Raw genomic sequence first — 22,075 nt, 5'->3', positions numbered from 1 at the left:
TTCTAGCACCAATTAGTTCGGCAAATCCTCAAGAACTTTGATTATCCAAAACCCTCCTGTGAAATCCGCAAAAAACAAGGCGTGATGGAATTTACCTCTGCATTGAAATATTTTTTCAAGTTAACATACAATTTCATTTATAATGGTGCCACATGTGTAGCTGAGGAGTTTAATTAATAAACACGTTCTATGCCAAAAAAATTATGGTATATCTTCCGTGTAAACTGAATTCCTAAGGCATCAGCACATAACAATAGTCTTTCTAATGTAATCTGTGTATCGATTGTATCTTTACACTCTACTTTTATAGAAGATGCCAAAGCTGCCAATCCAGCAATCCCTACTCCGTCACTATTATCAAAAATCGGAATTCCCTTTAAAAATGCAGCAATCATTGTTCCCATATAGCAATCTCCTGCTCCCGCTGAGTTCACTGCCTTTTTCCATATAGCCGGGACTTTCATTTTTTGTCCTTCTCCAAAAACAAATGCTCCTTCTTTCCCCCATGTAATAACTACAATAATATGTGGATTAAATTTTCGCATCTGTAAATAACATTCATATGGATCCTGAATGTTTTTACATCCAAACTCTTGTATAAATGTTCGCATTTCATCTTTGTTAATAGATAAAAAATCTATATATCTTAACATTTCTCTATCTACGCAAAATGGAACTTCTGATGAGGTAAATGATGCCGTATTAAAACACCCTCGCTTTCTTCCACATAATAGTAAATGCTCTCTTACTTCCAAAGGTACTTCTGGTGCAGCAAGCACAAGTCCCACATTTTCATCCGAAATTTTCTCAAAAAAATTATCTATATCTTTTTTCTCAACTTGATTACTCGCACTATTGCAAGCTGTAATATTCCCTCCATCACTGTCTGGATATGTAAAACACACCGAATACAAAGTTGGAACATCTTCAACTACACCTATATAGTCTGTATTGATTCTAGCTTGTTTCATCATTTTTATTATATTATTGCCCGCATCATCATTCCCTACTTTTCCAATCGTATAAATTGGAATATCGGGCCCAAGTGTCGCTACATAATGCAAAATAATATGTAACTTACAATAATCTTTAGCATCTGCCAGCTTCGCAAACCGTGATTCATCCCGCCCCAAAGTTGTATTCTCTTGAAATTTAAACAGAATCCCTGTTCCAATTCCTCCTGTGCCTACTACATAATCAAATTTTTTTGATTTCATATATTGATTCCCTTAAATTCCCATTCTGGATGTTCTGAAATAGGGTGACATGCCGTTTCATACGTTGCGGTTATAACTGCATCTGGATGATTTTGTAATAATGTCATCGGATATTCGGCATCAACATCTGAAAACAATGCTACTCTAAGAGCAGTCTGTTTCCACGTTCCAGTATCACTAAATAACCTTACTTTTTTTGCGGATAAACATTCTTTTATTCCTAACGTCACTGACATAGGGGGAACAAACTGATAAGCTGCACCATAACTTCTTTGACCAAGAGTGATTATAGTATCTAAATTGTTCTCTTGAATACGAATAGACGAATTTTTTAATTCTTCAATTGAAACATGACAAAATGGATGTCTTTTACTCTGATTATACGCAATATGACCATCTTGTCCCCATCCACCCAATGTGAAATCAATAGGTTTTAATTCAATCTTCTCTCTAATGCTCTCTATATTATTAGGTCTTAAAAAATTTCTATTTTCTTCCTTTACATTTAACTCTGGTAAAATTGGGCCATAAAAATATTTCTTCATAAAAGAGCAAAAATTATATGGATCATTTTCTGCCAACAAATTTCCTTGCCAATCTAAGCACTCATCCATATGAAAAATTTCTACATTTTGCAAACTAATACGATTTTCATTAATATATTTTGCAAATGGCTCATACCAGCATTTAGGACCACATGGAATAATTGCTCTATAGCTTCTTCCCTCTATATTTGCTTTCTTGATATCCTCTGCTAACTCTTTTGCCATTAGCTCTCCCATTTCTTCAGAATTTTTCACTAAACGAAAAGGTAGTTTCAAATCCGGATGATTTTCTAAATCCTCTACACGAATACTACACCAACGATATAACAACTTTCGATCTACCATTAGTACCCTCCATTTACAGTCAGAGACTGCTCTTAATAACAGTCTCCGACTTCTCTAACTTATCATTTTACATTTCAATAAGTCTAATATCCATCAAATAGCAGAACTCTTTAATTGTATCGTAAATTTCTGTATCTCCATATGCAAGGGTGATATACTCTCCATTCCATATCTGTACTCCAAGATCATAATCTACATCCATTTTAATAAACGCATGTGGCCAAAACCACATACCAGATATCTTTCTCTGACGCTCAAGTTCTTCTGGATCTGGTGTATATACCGTTCCTCTATGGAGAATTACTTCGAACTCACCATTATCTCTTCCAACTCTTGCCATTACAACTTTACCCGGCTTCAGAACAGCCTCTACAGAAAGTCCTCCCGCTTCTCCTTCTGTTGGAAGTCCATGATGTGCAAATTTGGCTTTCATTGGACCGCTCAATGAAGGAGCACATGCCCCATCTCCAATAACTTTGACTTCTTTTTTCTCTTTATCAATACACTGAAAATCTCCATAATAAACTGGATCATTGGATAAATTACTAAGTAAAAATACAGTCATTACATTATTATAATCACATAATGTAGCTGTCGGTATTCCCCTCTGTAACATCATACTCTGAGCAAAGCAACTTGCTGCATACATATCTGCAACTCCTGGAAATGACTGAATAACATACATATCAAAGTCTTCTTCTTCAATAACCTTTTTAAGTCCAAGATATAATCTAATTGAACGTTCAGTACATACATCATCTGGTGGTAACTCCTCAAAATAAGGCTTAATTAATGTCTCCTTAACTTCTTCGATTTCCTCCAAAGTTGCTTCATCTGCAGCTTTCAAGATTGCCATAGAATCTCTTGAATCAATATCTACGCCAAATTTCTTCATCCATTGTGATGGATCCGCCACACCACATGTCAATCCCATTCCACGGCCACCAAAAGCGCCAACTGTAGAAAGATTCAATTTATTGCGTAATGCACATGCCCTTGAGAAGCATGCAACTTTTTCCACTGTTTCATCATCCAATCCGTACACTGAACGATATTTCATTCCAATTTCTTTAAATGATGCCCCTAATGCAAGAGTTCCCACAAGCCTCCACCCCTGTGATCCAGGAGCAGTCCATATAATCACACCTTTTCCACAACGTTCAAAATCTCTAACTGCGGCAACAATCTCTGATGCCCATACCCATGTCCCTGAATATAAAATAACACCATCTATTGAATCATCATGTTTCAGCTTTGCTAAAGCCGCCTTTGCTTCTTTTTTGTATGCTACTACTATGTCATTTTCAACAAGATCTACACCTTTTGCTTTAATCGCAGATTTTCCCTGTTCAATCAACTCATCATTAATAAATTTTACTCCCATAGGATCTTCAAGTCCATCTTTATGTACTCCAAACACAACAAATCCCATTTTAGGTCTAATCATCATAATCTTATCCTCCTTTTTATTTTCTTCCTATATTTTTTTTCTGAATATAATGATCAAAACTTACTGCAAGCAACAAAATCAATCCTTTTACTACACGCTGCCAGTAATCGTCCACTGCCATCATTGTCATTCCATTTGTCAAGACACCTATAATAAGGACTCCAAAAATAACATGACTAAGATTTCCAACACCGCCATTTAAACTAACACCACCAAGAACAACCGCCGTAATTACATCCATCTCGTAACTTTCTCCAGCTCTTGGCTGCCCACTATTTACTCTTCCAAGCATAACAAGTCCAGCAAGTGCACTACAAAATCCACTAATAGCATATACTGCAATCTTTACTCTCGCGACCTTAATTCCTGAAAGTCTTGCAACTTCCTGGTTTCCTCCAATGCCATAAACATATCTGCTGAATTTTGTTTTTGACAGAACAAATATTCCTATCACATATACAATTGCAAGAATAATTACTGGAATAGGAATCACTCCAACATGACCTTGTCCTATTTTTGAGTAAGACTCATCAAATCCAAATACCGGTGTACCCCCCGTAATTAAATAAGCAACGCCTCTCAAAGAAGTCATTGTTCCAAGTGTTGCTATCATTGGTGGAATCTCAATATAGTGTATAATTGCACCTGTTATTCCTCCAATTACGACTCCCAATGCTAATGCTATTATTGAAGCTAATAAAGATGGAATTCCCTTTAACATCATCATTGCAGTCAAAACGCCACTCACTCCAAGAATAGCGCCTACAGAAAGATCAATTCCACCTGTCAACATAACAAATGTCATTCCAACTGCACAAATACCACTAATTGATACTTGTCTTAAAATATTCACCATATTATTTCCAGTAAAGAAATTTGGGGCAAAAATACTCATAACTACAAATAACACAATGAAAATGACAATGATTGCATATTCTGCTAACATTTTTCCAAAATCTATTTTTTTTGCATTATGGTCCTCCTTTAAAGCGACGCGTAATTCAAGATAGCTTCCTGTGAATAATCTTCTGGATACAATTCGCCTGCTATTTTACCATCTCGCATTACCATAATTCTGTCAGACATCCCAATTAATTCAGGCATTTCAGAAGATACCATAATGATACTCTTTCCACTATCTGCTAATGCTCTCATAATTTTATATATTTCCTGTTTCGCACCAACATCAATGCCTCTCGTAGGTTCATCAATCATCAAAATATCACATTCTGTCGCAAGACATTTTGCAAGAACTACTTTCTGCTGATTACCTCCTGATAAATTCTGCACTGCTTGGCGTAATGAACTAATCTTTATTTTCAAATCAGCAACAAGTCTTTCACAAAGAGCTTTTTCTTTTGCTGCATTTAAGATTGAAAACCTTGAAAGCCTTTCAAGAATACACAATGAGATATTATCACGAATACTTAAATTCATAACCACCCCTTGCGTCTTCCTGTCCTCTGGAAGTAATGCTATATTATGCTTCAAAGCATCTTGTGGAGTTTTAATTATTATCTCCTTTCCATCTTTAATAATCTCTCCATTATAAAGATTATCCGCTCCAAATATTGCTCTGACTACCTCTGTTCTTCCAGCTCCAACTAAACCACCAATTCCTAGAATTTCTCCTCTTTTTAATGAAAAAGAAACATTCTCTATTCTACTATTTGTAAGTCCCTTTACCTCTAATACTGTTTCTACATGTTTTTCTGATGATCTAGGATAACTTTCTCCAAGACTTCTACCAACCATATCTGCAATTAATTTGCTTCTATTCGTATCAGAAACCCTGCCGGTAGAAATCCAATGTCCATCACGCAACACTGAAACTCTATCACATATATCAAAGATTTCTTCCATACGGTGTGATATATATATAATAGTAATGCCTTTTTCTTTAAATTGCCTTACAAGTCTATGCAATGTCTCTGTCTCACGATCTGTAAGTGGTGCCGTTGGCTCATCCATAATAATAAGTTTTGCATTCTTCGAAATTGCTTTTGCAATCTCTACTAACTGTTGCTGTGCAATACCCAGATTTTTTACCTTTTCTTTTGGATCTATATCTATGCCAATCTCATTAAATAATCTCTGACATTCTTCTTGCATCATTTTCTTATCAAGGAGTCCATTTTTTAGTCTTTCACAGCCAAAATAAATATTTTCAACTACGCTCAAAAACGGAATCAAATTAAATTCCTGATAAATTGCGGTAATTCCCAACTCTGAAGACTTTACTGGTGTAAACTCTGTATATTCGTTTCCTTCGAAAACAATAGTTCCTGAAGAAGGCTCTGTCGCACCAGTTAAAATTTTAATCAATGTACTTTTGCCCGCACCATTTTCACCAACAAGAGCATGTACTTCCCCTCTGGTAATCTGAAGATTAACATCGTTCAGAGCTAGTACCCCTCCAAACCTTTTACAAATCCCTTTAACTTCCAATATCGTATCTTCCATAGGATGCCTCCTCCATAAATATCATCCTGTTTTCTTGTCACAGAGGCTGACTACTATTCAACCTCTGCAACAAATATACTTATCATTTTTCTTCTCCTGCTACATCCGTCTGCCATACCGGCTCATAATGGCGCTCCACAACTGCGTCTTCCTGATTTTCTGTTAAATATTCAAACATTGCATATGCAATCTCATATCCTGCATCATAGGGGAACAAATTAATGGATGAACGATATATACTATTATCTGCTTTCATTTTCTCTTTGCCTTCATCAGTTGCATCACAACCTCCGACATAAAAGTTTTCATCAATATCTCCCATTGCTCGTATTGCTTCATAAGCCCCAATTGCAGTGTAATCATCACAAGCACATACAACATTCACTTCTGGATGTGCAAGCATTACTGATTCAGATACTTTCATTCCAAGATCCGTATTACTAGCATTCTGTCTTGCAATAATTTCTGAATCTGGAGCATTCTCTGTAATTCCATCTACAATTCCATCTCCTCTACGAATAACTGCTTCAACATCATCTTGAGCTAAAACAAGTGCTTTTCCCTTTCCATCTAAGTTCATGTTAATCCAATCAGCCGCTGCACTTCCTATAGCATACCCGATGGAATACTCATCCAAGGATCCATCAATCTGAGCATTACTAATAGGTTGCGCTTCCGCAGAAATCACAATCCCTGCTTTCTTCGCTTCATCAACTACATCTTTCAATGCATTTTCATCTAAAGGAGAAATCATAATTCCATCAACTTTACGACCAATTACATCTTCCACATATGTTTTCTGGGTTGCTACATCATATTTTGCATCCAAAACCTGCGTAGATATTCCTAATTCTTTACATGCCGCCTCAAAACCGTTGTAAACTTCAATAAAATACGGATTTGCAATATCCTGTGTTACATATACAAATTCCATATCTTCGCCTGGCTTTTCCTCAGCATACACTGACATGGATGTAATGCTGCAAATTGTTAATGTTAATAAATACGCTATTGTTCTTTTTTTCATTTCCGTTCCTCCTTTTAAAAATATACATTTCGCAGAATCGAAACGTTTCGTTTTTTGAGGTTAAAACAAGGGATGCAGATATCCTTTCTCATCTAATCCCTTGTTGTTTCTCTTAATACTAGTTTGGGTTCCAATATGACTGACGGTGGTACAATTCCATATTTCATAATATTCATCAAATTATTTACAGCTATGACACACATTTCTTTAATTGGTTGCATAACTGTCGATATAGGAATATGATTAATTATCGAATATATCACATCATCATATCCAGTTACTGAAAGCTCTTCAGGTATACGAATTCCTCGCTTTCTCGCCTGTTGCATTACACCGCATGCCATTATGTCAGAAATAGTCATAATTGCCTGTGGTCCTTTAAAAAAAATTTCATCTGCGACTTCCTGAATTGCTTCAAATTCAAATGAACTTTCAACTATAACTGTTTCATCTGGGCATATCCCAAATTCTCTACACGCCTCATAAAAACCAGAAATATACGGTTGATCCACCTTTTTATCTCCAACCATAACATATATTTCTGTAAGTCCTTGCTCCAAAAGATGCTTTGTCATTTCATAAAATCCTTTTTTCAGATCACACAAAACATACGGAACATCTAGTTCTTCATATCGTGCCGTCAAAAATAAATACGGTATTTTACACTCATCAAACTGTTCTACATATCTAATATCAGAATGTTTTAATTGCGGAATATAAATAACACCATCTACTCCACGCGTAATAAACTCATTGATATATTTTTCTTCGTTTGCACTATTACTGCCAGTAATTCCAAGAAGCAAAAAATATCCATAACTTTCCACTTCTTTTCTCACATACTCTACTATTACACCGTAAAAATTATTCACAATATCAGGGATAATCAGTCCTATCATTTTTGTCTTTGAGACCCTCAAACTTCTAGCAGAGCTATTCGGCTTATAATTAAGTTCTTTTGCAATTGAAATAATATGTTCTTTCGTTTTCTGAGTAACTCCTGGCTTTCCGTTCAAAGCCAATGAGGCGGTAGATAAAGATACCTTCGCAACTCGTGCTACATCTTTAATTGTTACCCTCTCTTTATCCTTCGTACACTTCTATTCCTTCCTCTCTTTTTAATTGAAACGTTTCGCATATTTGTATTATATATTTCCATTTCCTTTTTGTCAATATATTTGTACATTTTTTAAATTATTTTTTTATTTTCAGTATCTTGTGCGTTTTTGCGAATAAATACTATTTACTTATCTATTATATTATTATATTATGAAGATGTGTTATTCCCTCTTTTTATTCCACTTCATACATATATTCTTTTCCTCCATTCAAATACAACTATTCTTATAGTTCATTTTCTATCAAATAGTTACAATAACCGGAGGAAAATACTGTGGAACGAGAAAAAATGCTTAATGGAAAAATCTATGATATATCAGATAAGGAATTAGAAACTCTTCGTATCAGAGCACGACAACTAACAAAAACTTACAATGATACCTTTGATACTGAAACACAAAAGCGTAACAAAATTTTAGCAGAGCTTATGCCTCATATGGGAGCTGGTACGTATATACAAGGACCTATTCAATTTGATTATGGATGCTTTACCAAAATGGGAACTAACTGCTATGCCAATTACAATCTTACTATATTAGACGGTGCCTGGGTTACAATTGGTAATGATGTGTTTTTCGGACCAAATTGTACACTTGTTACACCTATTCATCCCTTCTTAACTAATGAACGAAAAATGAGAACAAAAGAAGATGGAACTTTATATGATATGGAATATGCAAAACCAATTACCATCGGTAATGGTTGTTGGCTAGCCTCAAATGTTGTTGTATGTGGCGGTGTCACCATAGGGAATAATTGTGTAATTGGAGCCGGAAGCGTTGTTACCAAAAATATCCCTGATAATTCTTTTGCCGCTGGAAATCCATGTAAAGTTATCCGAAAAATTATAGAAAAAGACTCTTTAAAGTATCGCAAAGACTTATATTAACATTTGTTGATTGTCAAGTAAAATGGACAATCAACAGTTGAGAAAGTACCAAAAGGCTGATGCAATAGTGACTTTTCTTGCCACTTATGCATCAGCCTTTTCCTATACCTCTTCATACCAAAGAATTTCTTCTACTGATTTACCAAAATACTCTGCAATATCATACAGCAGCTGATATGTCGGATTTTTAAATTTATTCCTTTCCAGCCTGCTTATATTGTCTCTGCAGTTTCCTACGATCTCAGTAAGTTCTGACTGTGTAAACCCGGCTTCCATGCGAAGCTCCTTCAGACTAGTCCTAAGTTCTCTCACAGATAACATCTCCCATTAATCATCATAATGATTCCAGTCTTCCAGAAAATTCCTATCACTATGTCCAGTCTTACGGCCTCTGTCATCATAATGATTCATTCCGCCAAAGAACCCCGGTCTTGTTTCTCCAACCTTGTTACCTTTGCTGTCGTAATATTTATACTTCCAAATAATCCCGGTCTGCTATATCCATCTTTCTTACTCATTGTACCTTCCTCCTGATAAATGCTTTCTCAATCATTTTACTTTAGCACCCCTGGTGCCTTTAACTGATGATCATATTATCGCAAAATAGGGATGTCAAAATCGCACAACCAACTGGATTCGTCAATCCACATAGTTCTGAACCACATTTTGCAGGTACTCCTTATACTGCTGCCGTACATCTTCCGGTCCCACAATCCTCATCCTGGGGCCAATACCGGTAATCCAACCAAAGAACTGTGAACTTACCGCCACTGGCACTCTGGCTCTGAAATACTCTTCTCCATGAGGACACATCCATACATCATGGCCAAAGCGATCAATCACAACACCGGCCAGTTCATTTCTGCATTCCAGTGTGACTTCCGCATCGACACCGCCATACATACCAAACGTTTTCTTGGCAAATGCAGCCAGATCAAAATTTTTGAAGGACTCTTCTCCTTTACGATCAGCCTCCAGAATCTCCGTATCCCGCATTTTATCGACACGATAATGTTTGATGATTCCGGCTGCTGCATCATAAGCAACCAAATAGTAGTTTTCATCATCCCATGTCAACGCCCACGGACTGACAACATAGAAAGCGCCATTCTTTTTTAATTTCAGTTCTTTCTTAACTGTCCATTCCGCATAATGAAATTTGATCTCTTTATTTTCAAAGATAGCATTGTGAATATAATCTACGTTATAATACACCGTTTCATTCTCTGTCTTCGGCCGGTTTACGATGAAGACATATCTGGAAAGCATTTCGGCATCTGTCTTACAGCACAGCTTCTCCAATTTCTGTATCAATTCTTTGGATTTCTTTTCTGTAATAAATTTTGAAGACTGAACCGCATCCACCAAAAGCTTCAACTCCGGCAGTTCAAAATTCCTGGCACCGATATAATAGCCCGGACACTTGCCTTTCTTCTGCTGGATATCCAATCCGAATTTATCAAGAATCTCCATCTCCGTATAAATTGTCCTTCGATCCGTACTGATCCCATATTCCTGATCCAGAATCGTGCACAACTCCGATGCATTTAACATATGTTCATCATCGGTACGTTCCAGCAGGATTTCCATCAGATATAACGTACGGAGCTTCTGATCAAATGAAGCCATCGTGGTCACCTCCACTTTCTGTCTCAACTTTTCCTAGTGAAACATTCTATATTCTTTGTATCTGTTTTCACATTTACCACTCTTCACATTTAATATCACTTATCTGCTCGATTGGAATAACCGTTTGATCTGTCATGATTATGATATGCTCATATTCGTCTATCTTTTTTACAATACCAGAATACGCAACATAGGATCCGCCGGCTTTTTTTGCATCGGGAATAAAATAAGTTATCGATACTTTCTGTTCTATACCGATATTATTTCTGATTATATTGATTTTTTCATTCAGCTGAGCAATCGCTTCCTCACTCAATTCCAATCTTTCATCGGTTAATCTTGCTGTTTCTTTTATCGCAGCATCATGCCCAGTCAAGGCTGCAAAAGGAGCAAACTGCGCTGCCCGATCCCGAAGTGGCATTTGCGAATGATTCTTAGAGACCGGATGTGGTAAATTGATGATATCTTCATAAGAATTATTTTTCATCCTCTTTCAACTCCATTACGCCTTATGTCCGCCAATCTGTTCATTTCTGTCCCTGGCGGTTGCACCTTCCTGAAGATTCATTCCCTTCAGCACAGCATTTTTTCCAAATTTCTTTTTGATACTGAGCATTACTTCCTGCATACGTTTTTCCCGATCCAGCGCAGCCTCTTCCTCTTCCTGCTTTTTCCTTTGCGCCTCATAATCCGTAAAAAGATCCAGCTGCTCATATATTTCTTCTTTTTTGACAGAACTTTCATCCACAAGCCTGTTCGCTGTGATATTGATTCTTCTGATAAGCAGGTTTCTGTCAACAATCCTGTCATATAGCTCTATTACTGCATCCATTATCAGTTTTGTTGAGGAAGTCTGCCGTTTCAGATTGGTCGTTCCATGTGCATGTTTCGGAATTCTTCTTCCATAACGGTCGATCGTAACCTCTCCATGATACTGCTTTTTCCTGTCGGCATTGTTCAGATTCTCAATATCATAACCAACTGTCAACACGATCTGATCCGTCACAAGTTTCTTATCCACCAAATCCAAAACCATCTGGTCCGTCATCTCTTTGACGACTAATTTTGCTTTTTCAAAATCATAAGGGCAATGAAGTACCTGCCCGGAACAAACACTGTTCGTTTCCGGCTTATAAGCCTTGACCATTTCCATGGTACAGGGCTCATATCCCCAGGCATGATCGATCAGCAGCTCTGCATTAACGCCAAACAGCCTGTATAACAGATCTTCGTTGTATAATTCATTCTCTTTTCCGATGGAACATCTTGCAATATCGCCCATTGTATAAAGCCCGTATTCTTCCAGCTTCTTTGCATATCCCTTTCCGACTCTCCAGAAATCAGTAAGAGGTCTGTGGCTCCAGAGTTTCCTTCGGTATGACATTTCATCCAATTCCGCAATTCGTACACCATCTTTATCTGCTTTAATGTGCTTCGCCACGATATCCATCGCAATCTTGCATAAATACATATTCGTTCCGATTCCTGCAGTTGCTGTTATACCTGTCGTTTTCAGCACATCCTGTATCATAGTCATGGCAAGTTCCCTTGCTGTCATATTATAAGTATGCAGATAATCCGTTACATTCATAAATACTTCGTCGATCGAATACGGAAAAATATCTTCCGGCGCAATATATTTCAGATAAATGCTGTAAATTCTGGTGCTGTATTCCAGATAGAGAGCCATCCGGGGTGGAACAACAATATAATCAATCTCCAGTGCAGGATTGCTATTTAATTCTGTACTGTCATCAGAAGAACCACTAAATGTTCTGTTCGGTGCTTTCCACCTGCGCACACTATTGGCTTCTTTTACTTTTTGAACAACCTCAAATAAACGAGCCCTTCCGGGTATCCCATAACACTTTAATGCTGGAGATACCGCAAGACAGATGGTTTTTTCTGTTCTGCTTTTATCCGCAACCACAAGATTGGTCGTCAAAGGATCCCGATTTCGTTCTTTACATTCCACAGACGCATAGAATGACTTAAGATCGATTGCAATATAGGTTCTTTCCTTTTCCATCATTCTACACCTCCCGATTCTCCTGTGTTCTGTTTCTAATTCTTATTTATCCTAATCGGAAATCTTTCTCATCATAACAATCCGTTCAAGGATTTCCTGCCTGAATTTTTCTACATCATTCGTCCGCTTGCGCACACCTGCTGCCGCAGCATGTCCACCTCCGCCAAACGCCTGCAGGAGTTCATTCACATTGATCCATTTTCCATCAGACCGGAAGGAACAACGCCAGCGATTTTCTTCTTCCTCATACATGGTAAAACCAAGCTGAATATCTTCGCAGTCTCTGAGAAAACCGCTGATTGGGTGGATATCCTCGTAGCTGATTCCTTCTGCCTCGCTCTCGGCACGATTGATACACACACAGGCAACATTCCCATCCAGCAGACGTTCTGCCCGCTTCAACAGTTCTGACCTCTTCTGCAAACTTCCCAGCGTATCATTATGCATGGTCTGCATTACATAACTATGATCTACTCCCATCTCGAGCAATTCAGTTACGGCCTGCATGGTGCTCACCTTCGCTCGGGTAAAACAGCCTGTATCATGCAGGATACCCATATAGATATAGTCTGCTGCAGTTGGATTCGCTTCGCAATCGACTGTACGCTTCAACTTTACCGGATTCAAAATATAATAAACATTCTCTGCACAGGCTTCCGATATTTTTGTATAGTTCACAACTCCATAACCTTCATTAGAGGCATGGTGATCAATTACTATACTTGCTTCTGCGCCCTCGTAGTATTCCCTGCCAATCATTCTTGCTAAAACTGCAGTATCACATACGATAACCGCATATTTTTCTTTTACATCCGGCTTCTCAAACGGATCGAAGACCTTATCCAGTTTTACCTGCTTCTTTGGTCCTTTATCCAACGTATCTGCCAGATATGGCAGCACTTTGTACTGCGAATAGTTTACCTTTATATAATGTGCAAGTCCCATCACCGATCCGGCAGCATCGCCATCCGGGTTCAAGTGTCCTAGAAGAATCACGGTATTTAAATCATTCACTTGCATCATAGATTGAAATTCTCTGTCAAAATTGAATGTCATTTAATTGCCTTTCAATTGAGTCATTTGTTTTATTTATCTTGGTCAAAATCTACCGGCACTCTTACTTCCACGTTTTCCAGATATCCGGCTGATATCCAAGAGTGGATTGTTTTCCATTACGAACCACCGGTGTCTTAATCACCTGCGGGTTTTCCAGTACCTTCTCAAGTTTATCTTCCTCTGCAATGTACTTAATGAACGCAAGTAGATCCTTATCCTTGCCCTCCCAGTTGATCATATTTTCCAGTCCACCATTTGCCTGAGCAACTGAATTAAATTCGCCCTTACTCAGTCTCGCCTTCCGGCTCGGTCGGTTCGTAGCACGTCGTCCACTGGACGACACTCACCCTTTTTCTTTCATATCAATAAACTGAAACTTGATCCCACGTTCCTTAAAGAAACGTTCTGCTTTCTTTGTATCATTGCACTTCTTTGTTCCAAAAATCTGTATATTCAAATTATTTCTCCTTGTCCATCGCCATATATATCATTTTTTCAAAAGACGCTCTGAAATGCTCATCATCCTCCGATGTTCGTTTTCTAGGTCCTTTTAAATGTTTCTTTCCGGATGCCCTTCGTACCTTCTTATTCAGATGCCGTTCCATAAGCATCTGGTCAATATTTTCATTCGTATACCATTTCCCGGATTGATGAATCGCATATGGTCTACGCTCCGCTTCGGTCGGCTCAAATCCAAGGTCCACTGGACCTTGTGAGCCCTTTCCAAGTGCCATTGCAGCCACACCGTAATCCTGTGATACAACAATATCGCCCCTATGGCAAATGCTGATCAGTTTATAATCCACGGCATCTGCATCAGCAAAAATCTGCATGTTCTCTCCTTTAATTACACCTGAATGGAGTGCGAACCTCAATAAGATTACCACTGGGATCATACAGTCTTACAAGCTTCTGTCCACCTGCAAGTTCTGTTAATTCTGTGGCATATCGAACAAAATACTTACCAGATTCATATTTTGCAAGCAATCCATCTATATCAAAATCCTCGAAATACAATTCCATCCTGTTATTAAATAGCGTAGAAGTTTCATTCAATGTTTTCCCCCATACGTCGGCATCCTGCAAAACAAGTCCCTCCGATAAGATCACATTCCCTTCATTCTTAAGAATCACTTGCAGTCCAAATAAGTCTTTATAAAACTCTATGGATTTTTCTATATCATCCACCACGATCAGTACGTTTTTCAGCATATCCGTCACCTCACAATCCGCTTTGAGTCAAGCGAATATTCGCAATCCACATGCGGTTAAATAATCTTTCCAGACAAATGATCAATTTCATGCTGGCAGATCTGTGCTGTCCATCCTGGATGTCAGCTTTCGTGGCTGGTTCGGATGGCTGGCCTAAAAAGAAAACGTCTCTTACAATTTGCTTTACCATGTTTTCTCCCTGTAGCTTTCATTTTACTTTTTCCAATTTATTATTTACATCGAAACAAACTTTGTCTCCTTCATTGATATTACGCTCATAGAGCCTGGCGTCCTCCGCTTTTACTGTCACTTTTTTTCCTGAAGAATCCACAAGAGTCACTATTGCCATGACTGGTGCATCATCCGGTCGTTCTTCACAACCAAAATTCAGGTCTTCATCGATTCGTTTTACTGTGTACATCATAACTCCATTCCCCTGGAGATAATATTAAGAATCAGTTTTCTACATACCTTCTCCGATAATATTCCATCGTACGATACTCAATAATATCTTTCATCTGATGCTTAAATGCATCAACTTTAATTACATCTGCCAATTCATCTCGAATTCCCAGTGCATAGCCATCCTTATCTATAAAAAATCCTTTACCTGAAGCTTTTAGAAATTTAATCGGCATACTTTTTGCCTTGCTTAAATGCTGTTTGTCTGTTATCTTCCGATACTCTTCGTATGAAGTTACTTTTGGAAAATCCTTCCAATTCGTTCCTCGATCAAAGAACTTTTTCCAGTTCTCCACTACCTCATCATCTGTAACAGCCAGCCGTACGTCTCCCTCGTTATAGAAGCTGTACAGAATCGGCATCTTATACACTTTCTGCATATCCGTTGTTTCAATCAACTGCAGAAACTCTCTTCCAATTCCAGAGTAAACCTGAAGTTCTTCCGCCGATAATTCATGAATTTCATATAAAAAATCCATATATCGTTTAAACGGATTTTCTTTCGAATGTTTCATACAGTATTCGTAAATATTATCATCCATATTCGTAAAAAGTTCCATACGTGTGGGAACTTTTCCATCAAGCAATTCTTTCACGCGATAATATTCCTGTTTAATTCTTTCCTGAATAGACAATGACTTTTTGTCCATTTCTCTGAAGAGATCAATCAAACGCATATCAAAATCCACGATACAATCATCGGGGTATTCAATTTCAGAATAGTCATATGCAGTTCTTTCTCCGACACAGGCACTTCCGTTTAACAAAAACGGTGCACGCCCGGCTTTTTCGTAATTTCCAATAAAATCAAGTACGTTTACATACTCTTTACCCTTGCTGATACGCAAGCCACGACCCAACTGCTGTAAAAACACAGTAGGTGATTCCGTCGGTCTCAAAAACATAACCATATCAAGAGAAGCAATATCCACTCCTTCATTGAACATATCTACAGAGAAAATAACCTTTATCTCCTGATTCTTTAATTGCTCGATTGCTACATTTCTTTCTTCGGAAAATTCCCCATCTGCATTGCTGTACACAGCAACGGATTTTACGCCTCGCCTGCAGAATTCCTTTGCCATTTCTTCGGCATGCATTCTTGAACTACAAAAACCTAAAGCACGTTTGGAATGATATTTTTTATAATATTTATAAATCAAATCATATCGTTTTACATTGCCGATATATTTATCATTCAAGTCATTCTCATTGTATCTTCCTTTTACCAATTTGAGTGTCGAATAATCCGTTTCATCGTAAATACCATAATAATGGAATGGAACTAATGCCCCTTTATTGATTGCTTCCTTCAACGTAATCTCATATGGAACATTATAATCGCAAATTTCATAAATAGACTTTCCATCCATTCTTTCCGGTGTGGCGGTAAGGCCAAGCATAAACTGTGGTTTAAAATAATTCACGATTCTCTGATACTGATCTGTAACAGCATGATGAAACTCATCGATCACCAAATAAGTAAAGTAATCTGGAGCAAAATGCTCCTCTGTTAAATATTCGCTTCTGCCAAGCGTTGCTACAGAAGCAAAAATCACAGATTTTCCAGTATCCTTTTGCTTTCCGTCAAAAAATCCATAATCATCTGAATGACGTACATTCTTAAAAGATACTGCTGCCTGCTTCAGGATTTCTTCTCTATGTGCAACAAACAAGACTCTCTCATACTTTGCAGAATCAAATGCAGCCAAATATGTTTTTCCTACACCAGTCGCAGCGTGAACCAAACCACGCACAGCGCCCTCTGCTCTGCTATTCTCCAGTGCACAAAGTGCTTCGATCTGTGCCCCTCTTGGTTGAAACAGCACTTCAACTTTTGTGTCCGGATCTGTCTGGTCATATCGTGCAAGATCTTTTGCAACCGCAGGTTTATGCCAGTTCTTTGAATACTCTTTTAATTCTGCATCATTGATCACATACGAATGATTTTTAAACAAATCTTCAAATGTATCATAAAACAAATTAAAATTCTGACTATCCTGATTATTATTAAAACGATAATTCCATTCAATTCCAGATGTTAATGCACTTCTGGAAATATTGGATGAACCAATATAAATCTCACTCATGTTGTCATAATGAAATATGTATGACTTGGGATGGAAAGAACGCCCTTTATCACTATAAAAACGCAATTCTACCTTATCGCCCAATTCCTTTTTAAGAAGATATAGTGCTGAAGGCTGCGTAATTCCTAAGTAATTGCCAGTAAGAATGCGAATCCGAACACCACGCTGCAAAGCTGCTTTTAAGTCTGAGAGCAGCATTCTTACACCTGATTCCATGAGGAATGAGACAATAATATCAATCTGTTTTGCCCGTGCCATGCTAAGCTTTAACTGATACAGCAAATATCTGCTTTTATTTCTGTCTCCGGTCATAACATCTGTTGGTTCTATATGGAGTTCCTCTATTTCTGATTTTTCCGCAAAATTAAATTGAGCCATTTTTCTTCTCCTCTTCCCGGACGCACATCCAACGTAATCCACTGATCTTCTACCGTAAGTTCCGGTATCACCTTGATAAATTCCCGAAATGTATCTTCCATAAAATCAGTAAAATAACGACCATTTCGTTCCCCTTCAAAATTACTATATTTGAAGGACGTATAAATCACCCCGTTATCTTTAAGTGCAATACACATTTTTTGGATTACGGGAAGAAGTTCCTGCTTTGGCAAATGCAAAATAGAGGAACATGCCCAGATGCCATCATACACTCCAATTTCATCCAATTCCTGAAATAGCATTTTCTTTACTTTAATCCCTGTAAAGCTACCTGCCAATCGACAGAGTTCTGCGGATCCGTCGGTTGCCGCCACCTGGTACCCCTTCTCAAGGAAATATTTTGTATCACGACCGGAACCACAACCAAAATCAAGAATTGACGCACTCCCAGGCAATAGTTGGAGAAACGCCTCTTGTGCCAGATGCATATCTGCATTCTGAGTGTTTTCTATAAATTTTTTTGCATTTAGGTTGTAATAATTAATTGTAGTGTTCATAATTTCCTTTCTCATTTAAGACAACTTTCTAATCCTTTGTGGCATCAAGGAAACCAATATAAGTAAGTATCATCTGTACTCCAGGCCTTGGTCCAGTCCACCTTTTCCTGTTCTTCTTCTGTTGTATTTCGTATGATCTCTTCTATCTGCTTCATGATATTTCTCCTCATGCATGGGTTCCGGTTTCGTAGCACCACAAGACAATTCTTTTTATCAATTCTGCATCGACCTTGCCGTACGGAATACGAATCGTTCCTTTATCCGTCTTATACCCTTTCAATGCTTCGGCAAATTCTTCAACTGCTGCAGGGTCCGGATACAATCCGATGTATTTCTTCGAAGCAGCAAAATGAACAATGTCACGACCTTTCCGGTTGGTCGGCATACTCCATGAAATGCGTTCTTCCGCTTCCGGTAATGCACTGCGAAGAATCTGACGCATATAGCGCAGATATTCCTGTTTCTCCTCATCCTGGCTCAGGATATATTCATCAATCGACTTTAGCTTTTCACCGCAGTAATGACTTTGCCCTTTTTTCTTAAACTCTCTGCTACATTTGAGACATTGCCACATTGGGCTTTTCTCACTGTCTCTTTCGTGAAGAACCACTTCAACCATATCTCCAAAGCTTTTGCCAATCTGCTTGCGTATCTGTTTTGTAACGCCGATAATGTAACATGGAGTTCCCATTTTTACCACTTGCCCACGATATGGAATACCGTCAATGTAGCATTTACCAACAAACGCCCTTTTCCAAAAAGCTCTTTGATATCGTAAGGAACCTCTACATAGGCAGCATCCATATTCTCATTTTGAAGAATTCTTGCACAAAATTTTAATTCCATATTTTTTTCCTTTCATTCTGTGAATATTATCCTCCGCAAATCCTGATTTTCTTATCGTCCTGATCACTGCAATCCAGCCACGAAGGAGACCGCTGCTTCCAGATCTTTTTCATCCGGATGACCTTTTGCAATACCACCCACCAATTTAAACGGTCCAAAAGTGTCATATCCTTTACAGCCAAATTTTCCAATAATGTCCGTTTTCTTTTCTTTCAAAATAACTTCCAGTGATTTATATGCTGCATTTCCACCATAAGTACAGATCATAAATACCTTTTTATTTTCCGGCAGATTTTCTGAAGCAAACTTTAAGATTGTCTGATGAAATTTTGAAAAATAAATACCGGATGCAAAACCAATCCGGTCATAATCCGCCAAATCTGCCTTTGGCTGCTGCACGGCATCAATCAGATCAACTTTACATTCCTCTGCAATTTTCTCCACCAGTTTCTTTGTATTTCCGTGATGTACAGACGCATAAACAATTACTGTCTTCATTTTTACCTCCCGTCTAACGATGCCATTCCATCGTATATTCTTCTTCTGATGTATTTTCATCTATTTTCTGATTCACAATTTTAAATCCACGATGCTGATAGAACACTACCGCTCTCATATTTTTCTTATACACGTTAAGATTCAATTGATCCTTTAGCTTCGTAACGGTGCGAAGCAGCTCTGTTCCGATTCCTTTTGATTGTTCTTTTGCCTTTACAAAGATCCCGGCTATATAAGTATCTATTAAACCAATAAAGCCTTGAATCTCCTCATTTTCTTCTGCCACATACATTTCTGCTTCAGAAATCAATTTTCTGACCATATCATAATTCTTTTTCCAGTAATCTGCTTCTATAAAAGAATGGCTCTCTATATTTGCATGAAGCCATAAGTCCATTATCTCATTCAGATCTCTTGTTTCAAATCTTCGAATCATTTTTCTTATACCATAATTACTAAACTTTTTTACAATCCATTTCTGTAAATCTCATTGATCACAGCCTGGGCATGTTCCATTTCTTTTTTCTGAATAATTGCATCTCTGTCACTTAAGATTGCAAGCATCTCATCCACCAGATCCTCGATTCGGGGATCACTTACCCGGTACAAATAGCCAAGCATCCGGGTGGCAGTGTAATCTGTATTCATATTTTTATAGGCAATTTCCGCACAGAACTCTTTAGGATATCCTCTGCCCAGTAAAAGCTTGTATAATTCATCGGTTCGTTCCGATGCCATAATCGATCACCCCCGTAATTTCAAAAACTTAAATTAAAATGCCTTCCAGATGATCCAGTTCATGCTGACAAATTTGTGCCGGCCATCCACTCAGTTTCTGCCGCTGCTTTTTCCAATTCATATCATAATATTCCACTTCGATATTTTCATATCGTGTTGTTTTCCTCACACCGGTAAGCGATAGACATCCTTCTTCTGTTTCATATGGAGTATCCTTGCTCAGAAGAACCGGATTAAACATCACAACATCTACGAATCCCATATTTACAATGATTGCTCTCTTTTTCACACCAATCATATTTGCAGCCATACCCACACACCCGGCACGATTTGCCTGTAGGGTATCCTGTAGATCCTTTCCCACTTGCAGATCTGCCTTTGTAGCAGGTTCTGACTTTTGTCCTAAAAAGAACACATCTTTCATTATCGGTTTTACCATCTATCATTCCTCCATGTCAGCTAGGTAGTGTGAAGTCAACTACCTTTTTTATCTTGAATTATTCACGGCTTTGCCGTGAAAGTGGTTGAAAGCCACATAGTTACTGTATTTTAATTGCACATTGCTTTTCACTTCAAAGCAATAGGCAAATTAAAATAAATTTTGATGGAGGTGATCTATCCTCCGATGCAGGTCTTCTTTTGATAAAAGAATTCGCTGCAAAGATCGGCTTTACAAAGCTGATCAAAAAGAAGTTTAAAACCAATGATAAGTCTATCCGGTTTCACAAAGACCATGAAAACCTGTTACAGATGATCTATCAGATCATCTCAGACTGTAGACAAACTTGGTGTTGGGGATTATGCCCAGCACCATTTTTCTTTTAAAACTTCTTTTCTTTTTATTTTCTTCAAAATCAACAAAAATCTGGCTGTGTTCCAACCTCGTTTTTCCAGGATTTTTGCCAGTTTTTTCAAATTCATGCATGCAAAGGTAAGCCCGGCTTTCATTTCCATCCGTGCTTTTCCTACATACTGCGTATATCGAAATCCATGCTGTTCTTTAACTGTACCGAAGATCCGTTCTATGGTTTCTTTTCTTAACTGGTAGATCTGTCTGTTTCCGATCGTGTGCCGAATGTCTTCTGCCACTTTCATGTATTCTTCCCATACATGACGTGTGATCAGTTTTACATGATCTTTGCTTTCTGTGCATTTTGAAAGATATTGACATTCAACGCAATGCTCACCGCAGCTTTTATACTCTTTATATCCATTTCTGTTTGTTGTACTGTATGTCAATATATGTGTTCCCGGACATATATAACAATTATAGTATTCATCATATGCGAATTCGTGTTTTCCGAAAAAGCCTTCTTTGGTCTTGAGACGGGTATACAGAAAAAGTGGTTGAATTCCATCTTTCAACAGCTGATGGGCGATTGCCGGAGTTTTATATCCTGCATCTGCAAAAACGTGTTTATGTTCACCCTTTCGAAACCATCCACTTTCCGGATCGCTGATGCTGCATTTTTGTGTTTTCACATCTTCAGGAAGTTCTTCAGATATAGAATCCTTATCATTTCCG

General features: G+C 37.9%; 25 protein-coding genes and 3 pseudogenes. 2 read left to right on the top strand and 26 right to left on the bottom strand.

Features of this window, described 5'->3' with window-relative positions; genetic code table 11:
• Nucleotides 1-173: 173 nt before the first annotated feature.
• From OCV61_RS16415 to OCV61_RS16385, 7 genes are all read right to left on the bottom strand, one after another.
• Nucleotides 174-1,217, bottom strand: a complete 1,044-nt coding sequence (locus OCV61_RS16415) for a carbohydrate kinase family protein (protein ID WP_158422696.1) — start codon at nt 1,215-1,217, stop codon at nt 174-176.
• Complete coding sequence (locus OCV61_RS16410; RefSeq protein WP_158422695.1) at nt 1,214-2,107, bottom strand: sugar phosphate isomerase family; 894 nt, start codon at nt 2,105-2,107, stop codon at nt 1,214-1,216. The genes OCV61_RS16415 and OCV61_RS16410 overlap by 4 nt, the downstream gene beginning before the upstream one ends.
• Before the next feature lie 67 nt (nt 2,108-2,174).
• Nucleotides 2,175-3,557, bottom strand: a complete 1,383-nt coding sequence (locus OCV61_RS16405; RefSeq protein WP_158422694.1) for a hypothetical protein — start codon at nt 3,555-3,557, stop codon at nt 2,175-2,177.
• 16 nt (nt 3,558-3,573) lie between these two features.
• Nucleotides 3,574-4,503, bottom strand: a complete 930-nt coding sequence (locus tag OCV61_RS16400) for an ABC transporter permease (RefSeq protein ID WP_158422693.1) — start codon at nt 4,501-4,503, stop codon at nt 3,574-3,576.
• A 38-nt stretch (nt 4,504-4,541) separates the two neighbouring features.
• The gene (locus OCV61_RS16395; protein ID WP_158422692.1) at nt 4,542-6,020 is read right to left on the bottom strand and encodes a sugar ABC transporter ATP-binding protein; all 1,479 of its coding nucleotides are present in this window, start codon (nt 6,018-6,020) and stop codon (nt 4,542-4,544) included.
• An 82-nt stretch (nt 6,021-6,102) separates the two neighbouring features.
• Entirely contained in the window at nt 6,103-7,047 is a 945-nt protein-coding gene (locus tag OCV61_RS16390; RefSeq protein WP_158422691.1) for a sugar ABC transporter substrate-binding protein, read from the bottom strand.
• A gap of 92 nt (nt 7,048-7,139) precedes the next feature.
• A complete protein-coding gene (locus OCV61_RS16385; protein WP_158422690.1) occupies nt 7,140-8,117 on the bottom strand; it encodes a LacI family DNA-binding transcriptional regulator in 978 nt (325 codons plus the stop codon).
• 323 nt (nt 8,118-8,440) lie between these two features.
• Between OCV61_RS16385 and OCV61_RS16380 the strand changes: the two genes are divergently transcribed.
• Nucleotides 8,441-9,055, top strand: a complete 615-nt coding sequence (locus tag OCV61_RS16380; protein ID WP_317258471.1) for a sugar O-acetyltransferase — start codon at nt 8,441-8,443, stop codon at nt 9,053-9,055.
• Between the two features lie 102 nt (nt 9,056-9,157).
• On the opposite strand, the gene OCV61_RS16375 is transcribed toward OCV61_RS16380, so the two are convergent.
• The 18 genes and pseudogenes from OCV61_RS16375 to OCV61_RS16290 form a co-directional block, all read right to left on the bottom strand.
• Complete coding sequence (locus tag OCV61_RS16375) at nt 9,158-9,367, bottom strand: helix-turn-helix transcriptional regulator (RefSeq protein WP_262583227.1); 210 nt, start codon at nt 9,365-9,367, stop codon at nt 9,158-9,160.
• A gap of 327 nt (nt 9,368-9,694) precedes the next feature.
• Nucleotides 9,695-10,684 carry a helix-turn-helix transcriptional regulator gene (locus tag OCV61_RS16370; RefSeq protein ID WP_158422688.1) on the bottom strand — a complete coding sequence of 330 codons (990 nt, stop codon included), beginning with the start codon at nt 10,682-10,684 and terminating at the stop codon, nt 9,695-9,697.
• Nucleotides 10,685-10,757: 73 nt separating this feature from the next.
• The gene (locus OCV61_RS16365) at nt 10,758-11,171 is read right to left on the bottom strand and encodes a hypothetical protein (RefSeq protein ID WP_158422687.1); all 414 of its coding nucleotides are present in this window, start codon (nt 11,169-11,171) and stop codon (nt 10,758-10,760) included.
• Between the two features lie 15 nt (nt 11,172-11,186).
• Entirely contained in the window at nt 11,187-12,713 is a 1,527-nt protein-coding gene (locus OCV61_RS16360) for a Y-family DNA polymerase (RefSeq protein WP_158422705.1), read from the bottom strand.
• Between the two features lie 51 nt (nt 12,714-12,764).
• On the bottom strand, nt 12,765-13,769 hold the full coding sequence (locus OCV61_RS16355) for a DHH family phosphoesterase (protein ID WP_158422686.1): 1,005 nt from the start codon (nt 13,767-13,769) through the stop codon (nt 12,765-12,767).
• A gap of 61 nt (nt 13,770-13,830) precedes the next feature.
• Nucleotides 13,831-14,226: pseudogene (locus OCV61_RS16350) on the bottom strand (arsenate reductase family protein).
• 1 nt (nt 14,227) lies between these two features.
• Nucleotides 14,228-14,608 (bottom strand): annotated as a pseudogene (locus OCV61_RS16345) (DUF188 domain-containing protein); the annotation flags it as partial.
• Between the two features lie 4 nt (nt 14,609-14,612).
• Entirely contained in the window at nt 14,613-14,981 is a 369-nt protein-coding gene (locus OCV61_RS16340; RefSeq protein WP_158422684.1) for a VOC family protein, read from the bottom strand.
• A gap of 56 nt (nt 14,982-15,037) precedes the next feature.
• Complete coding sequence (locus OCV61_RS18865; protein ID WP_117449501.1) at nt 15,038-15,082, bottom strand: hypothetical protein; 45 nt, start codon at nt 15,080-15,082, stop codon at nt 15,038-15,040.
• A 107-nt stretch (nt 15,083-15,189) separates the two neighbouring features.
• Nucleotides 15,190-15,405, bottom strand: a complete 216-nt coding sequence (locus OCV61_RS16330) for a hypothetical protein (protein ID WP_158422683.1) — start codon at nt 15,403-15,405, stop codon at nt 15,190-15,192.
• Nucleotides 15,406-15,436: 31 nt separating this feature from the next.
• On the bottom strand, nt 15,437-17,911 hold the full coding sequence (locus OCV61_RS16325) for a DEAD/DEAH box helicase family protein (protein ID WP_158422682.1): 2,475 nt from the start codon (nt 17,909-17,911) through the stop codon (nt 15,437-15,439).
• Nucleotides 17,875-18,468, bottom strand: a complete 594-nt coding sequence (locus OCV61_RS16320) for a class I SAM-dependent methyltransferase (protein ID WP_262583239.1) — start codon at nt 18,466-18,468, stop codon at nt 17,875-17,877. Before OCV61_RS16320 ends, OCV61_RS16325 begins: the two co-directional genes overlap by 37 nt.
• Before the next feature lie 166 nt (nt 18,469-18,634).
• Complete coding sequence (locus OCV61_RS16315; RefSeq protein WP_158422703.1) at nt 18,635-19,159, bottom strand: DUF1801 domain-containing protein; 525 nt, start codon at nt 19,157-19,159, stop codon at nt 18,635-18,637.
• 2 nt (nt 19,160-19,161) lie between these two features.
• A complete protein-coding gene (locus OCV61_RS18545) occupies nt 19,162-19,314 on the bottom strand; it encodes a DUF1905 domain-containing protein (protein ID WP_317258470.1) in 153 nt (50 codons plus the stop codon).
• 63 nt (nt 19,315-19,377) lie between these two features.
• Nucleotides 19,378-19,812: a flavodoxin family protein gene (locus OCV61_RS16305; RefSeq protein WP_158422681.1), complete on the bottom strand. Its 435-nt coding sequence runs from the start codon at nt 19,810-19,812 to the stop codon at nt 19,378-19,380.
• A 13-nt stretch (nt 19,813-19,825) separates the two neighbouring features.
• Nucleotides 19,826-20,248, bottom strand: coding sequence for an N-acetyltransferase (locus OCV61_RS16300; RefSeq protein ID WP_158422680.1), 423 nt, complete (start codon nt 20,246-20,248; stop codon nt 19,826-19,828).
• A gap of 29 nt (nt 20,249-20,277) precedes the next feature.
• Nucleotides 20,278-20,550, bottom strand: a complete 273-nt coding sequence (locus OCV61_RS16295) for a hypothetical protein (RefSeq protein WP_158422679.1) — start codon at nt 20,548-20,550, stop codon at nt 20,278-20,280.
• Nucleotides 20,551-20,578: 28 nt separating this feature from the next.
• Nucleotides 20,579-20,989 carry a peptide deformylase gene (locus OCV61_RS16290; protein WP_158422678.1) on the bottom strand — a complete coding sequence of 137 codons (411 nt, stop codon included), beginning with the start codon at nt 20,987-20,989 and terminating at the stop codon, nt 20,579-20,581.
• Nucleotides 20,990-21,096: 107 nt separating this feature from the next.
• Between OCV61_RS16290 and OCV61_RS16285 the strand changes: the two are divergent.
• Nucleotides 21,097-21,321 (top strand): annotated as a pseudogene (locus OCV61_RS16285) (transposase); the annotation flags it as partial.
• A 27-nt stretch (nt 21,322-21,348) separates the two neighbouring features.
• On the opposite strand, the gene OCV61_RS16280 reads toward OCV61_RS16285, so the two are convergent.
• Nucleotides 21,349-22,075 (bottom strand): transposase (locus OCV61_RS16280; protein ID WP_262583225.1); only part of this gene is annotated, 727 nt, incomplete at its 5' end.

The organism is Blautia ammoniilytica (genome assembly GCF_025566965.1).
GTDB classification, from domain to species: Bacteria; Bacillota; Clostridia; order Lachnospirales; family Lachnospiraceae; genus Blautia_A; species Blautia_A ammoniilytica.
The sequence above is the reverse complement of the archived record's forward strand: the minus strand, read 5'-3'. Positions and strand labels throughout refer to the sequence as shown.

Excerpts from the sequence above, each read along its gene's own strand:
- OCV61_RS16295 (WP_158422679.1), bottom strand. The coding sequence starts at position 20,550 with ATGGCATCGGAACGAACCGATGAATTATACAAGCTTTTACTGGGCAGA.
- OCV61_RS16405 (WP_158422694.1), bottom strand. The coding sequence starts at position 3,557 with ATGATGATTAGACCTAAAATGGGATTTGTTGTGTTTGGAGTACATAAA.
- OCV61_RS16395 (WP_158422692.1), bottom strand. The coding sequence starts at position 6,020 with ATGGAAGATACGATATTGGAAGTTAAAGGGATTTGTAAAAGGTTTGGA.
- OCV61_RS16320 (WP_262583239.1), bottom strand. The coding sequence starts at position 18,468 with ATGAACACTACAATTAATTATTACAACCTAAATGCAAAAAAATTTATA.
- OCV61_RS16370 (WP_158422688.1), bottom strand. The coding sequence starts at position 10,684 with ATGGCTTCATTTGATCAGAAGCTCCGTACGTTATATCTGATGGAAATC.
- OCV61_RS16365 (WP_158422687.1), bottom strand. The coding sequence starts at position 11,171 with ATGAAAAATAATTCTTATGAAGATATCATCAATTTACCACATCCGGTC.
- OCV61_RS16400 (WP_158422693.1), bottom strand. The coding sequence starts at position 4,503 with ATGTTAGCAGAATATGCAATCATTGTCATTTTCATTGTGTTATTTGTA.
- OCV61_RS16355 (WP_158422686.1), bottom strand. The coding sequence starts at position 13,769 with ATGACATTCAATTTTGACAGAGAATTTCAATCTATGATGCAAGTGAAT.
- OCV61_RS16305 (WP_158422681.1), bottom strand. The coding sequence starts at position 19,812 with ATGAAGACAGTAATTGTTTATGCGTCTGTACATCACGGAAATACAAAG.
- OCV61_RS16300 (WP_158422680.1), bottom strand. The coding sequence starts at position 20,248 with ATGATTCGAAGATTTGAAACAAGAGATCTGAATGAGATAATGGACTTA.
- OCV61_RS16410 (WP_158422695.1), bottom strand. The coding sequence starts at position 2,107 with ATGGTAGATCGAAAGTTGTTATATCGTTGGTGTAGTATTCGTGTAGAG.
- OCV61_RS16360 (WP_158422705.1), bottom strand. The coding sequence starts at position 12,713 with ATGGAAAAGGAAAGAACCTATATTGCAATCGATCTTAAGTCATTCTAT.
- OCV61_RS16415 (WP_158422696.1), bottom strand. The coding sequence starts at position 1,217 with ATGAAATCAAAAAAATTTGATTATGTAGTAGGCACAGGAGGAATTGGA.
- OCV61_RS16330 (WP_158422683.1), bottom strand. The coding sequence starts at position 15,405 with ATGATGTACACAGTAAAACGAATCGATGAAGACCTGAATTTTGGTTGT.
- OCV61_RS18545 (WP_317258470.1), bottom strand. The coding sequence starts at position 19,314 with ATGGAATTAAAATTTTGTGCAAGAATTCTTCAAAATGAGAATATGGAT.
- OCV61_RS16325 (WP_158422682.1), bottom strand. The coding sequence starts at position 17,911 with ATGGCTCAATTTAATTTTGCGGAAAAATCAGAAATAGAGGAACTCCAT.
- OCV61_RS16390 (WP_158422691.1), bottom strand. The coding sequence starts at position 7,047 with ATGAAAAAAAGAACAATAGCGTATTTATTAACATTAACAATTTGCAGC.
- OCV61_RS16315 (WP_158422703.1), bottom strand. The coding sequence starts at position 19,159 with ATGGGAACTCCATGTTACATTATCGGCGTTACAAAACAGATACGCAAG.
- OCV61_RS16340 (WP_158422684.1), bottom strand. The coding sequence starts at position 14,981 with ATGCTGAAAAACGTACTGATCGTGGTGGATGATATAGAAAAATCCATA.
- OCV61_RS16290 (WP_158422678.1), bottom strand. The coding sequence starts at position 20,989 with ATGGTAAAACCGATAATGAAAGATGTGTTCTTTTTAGGACAAAAGTCA.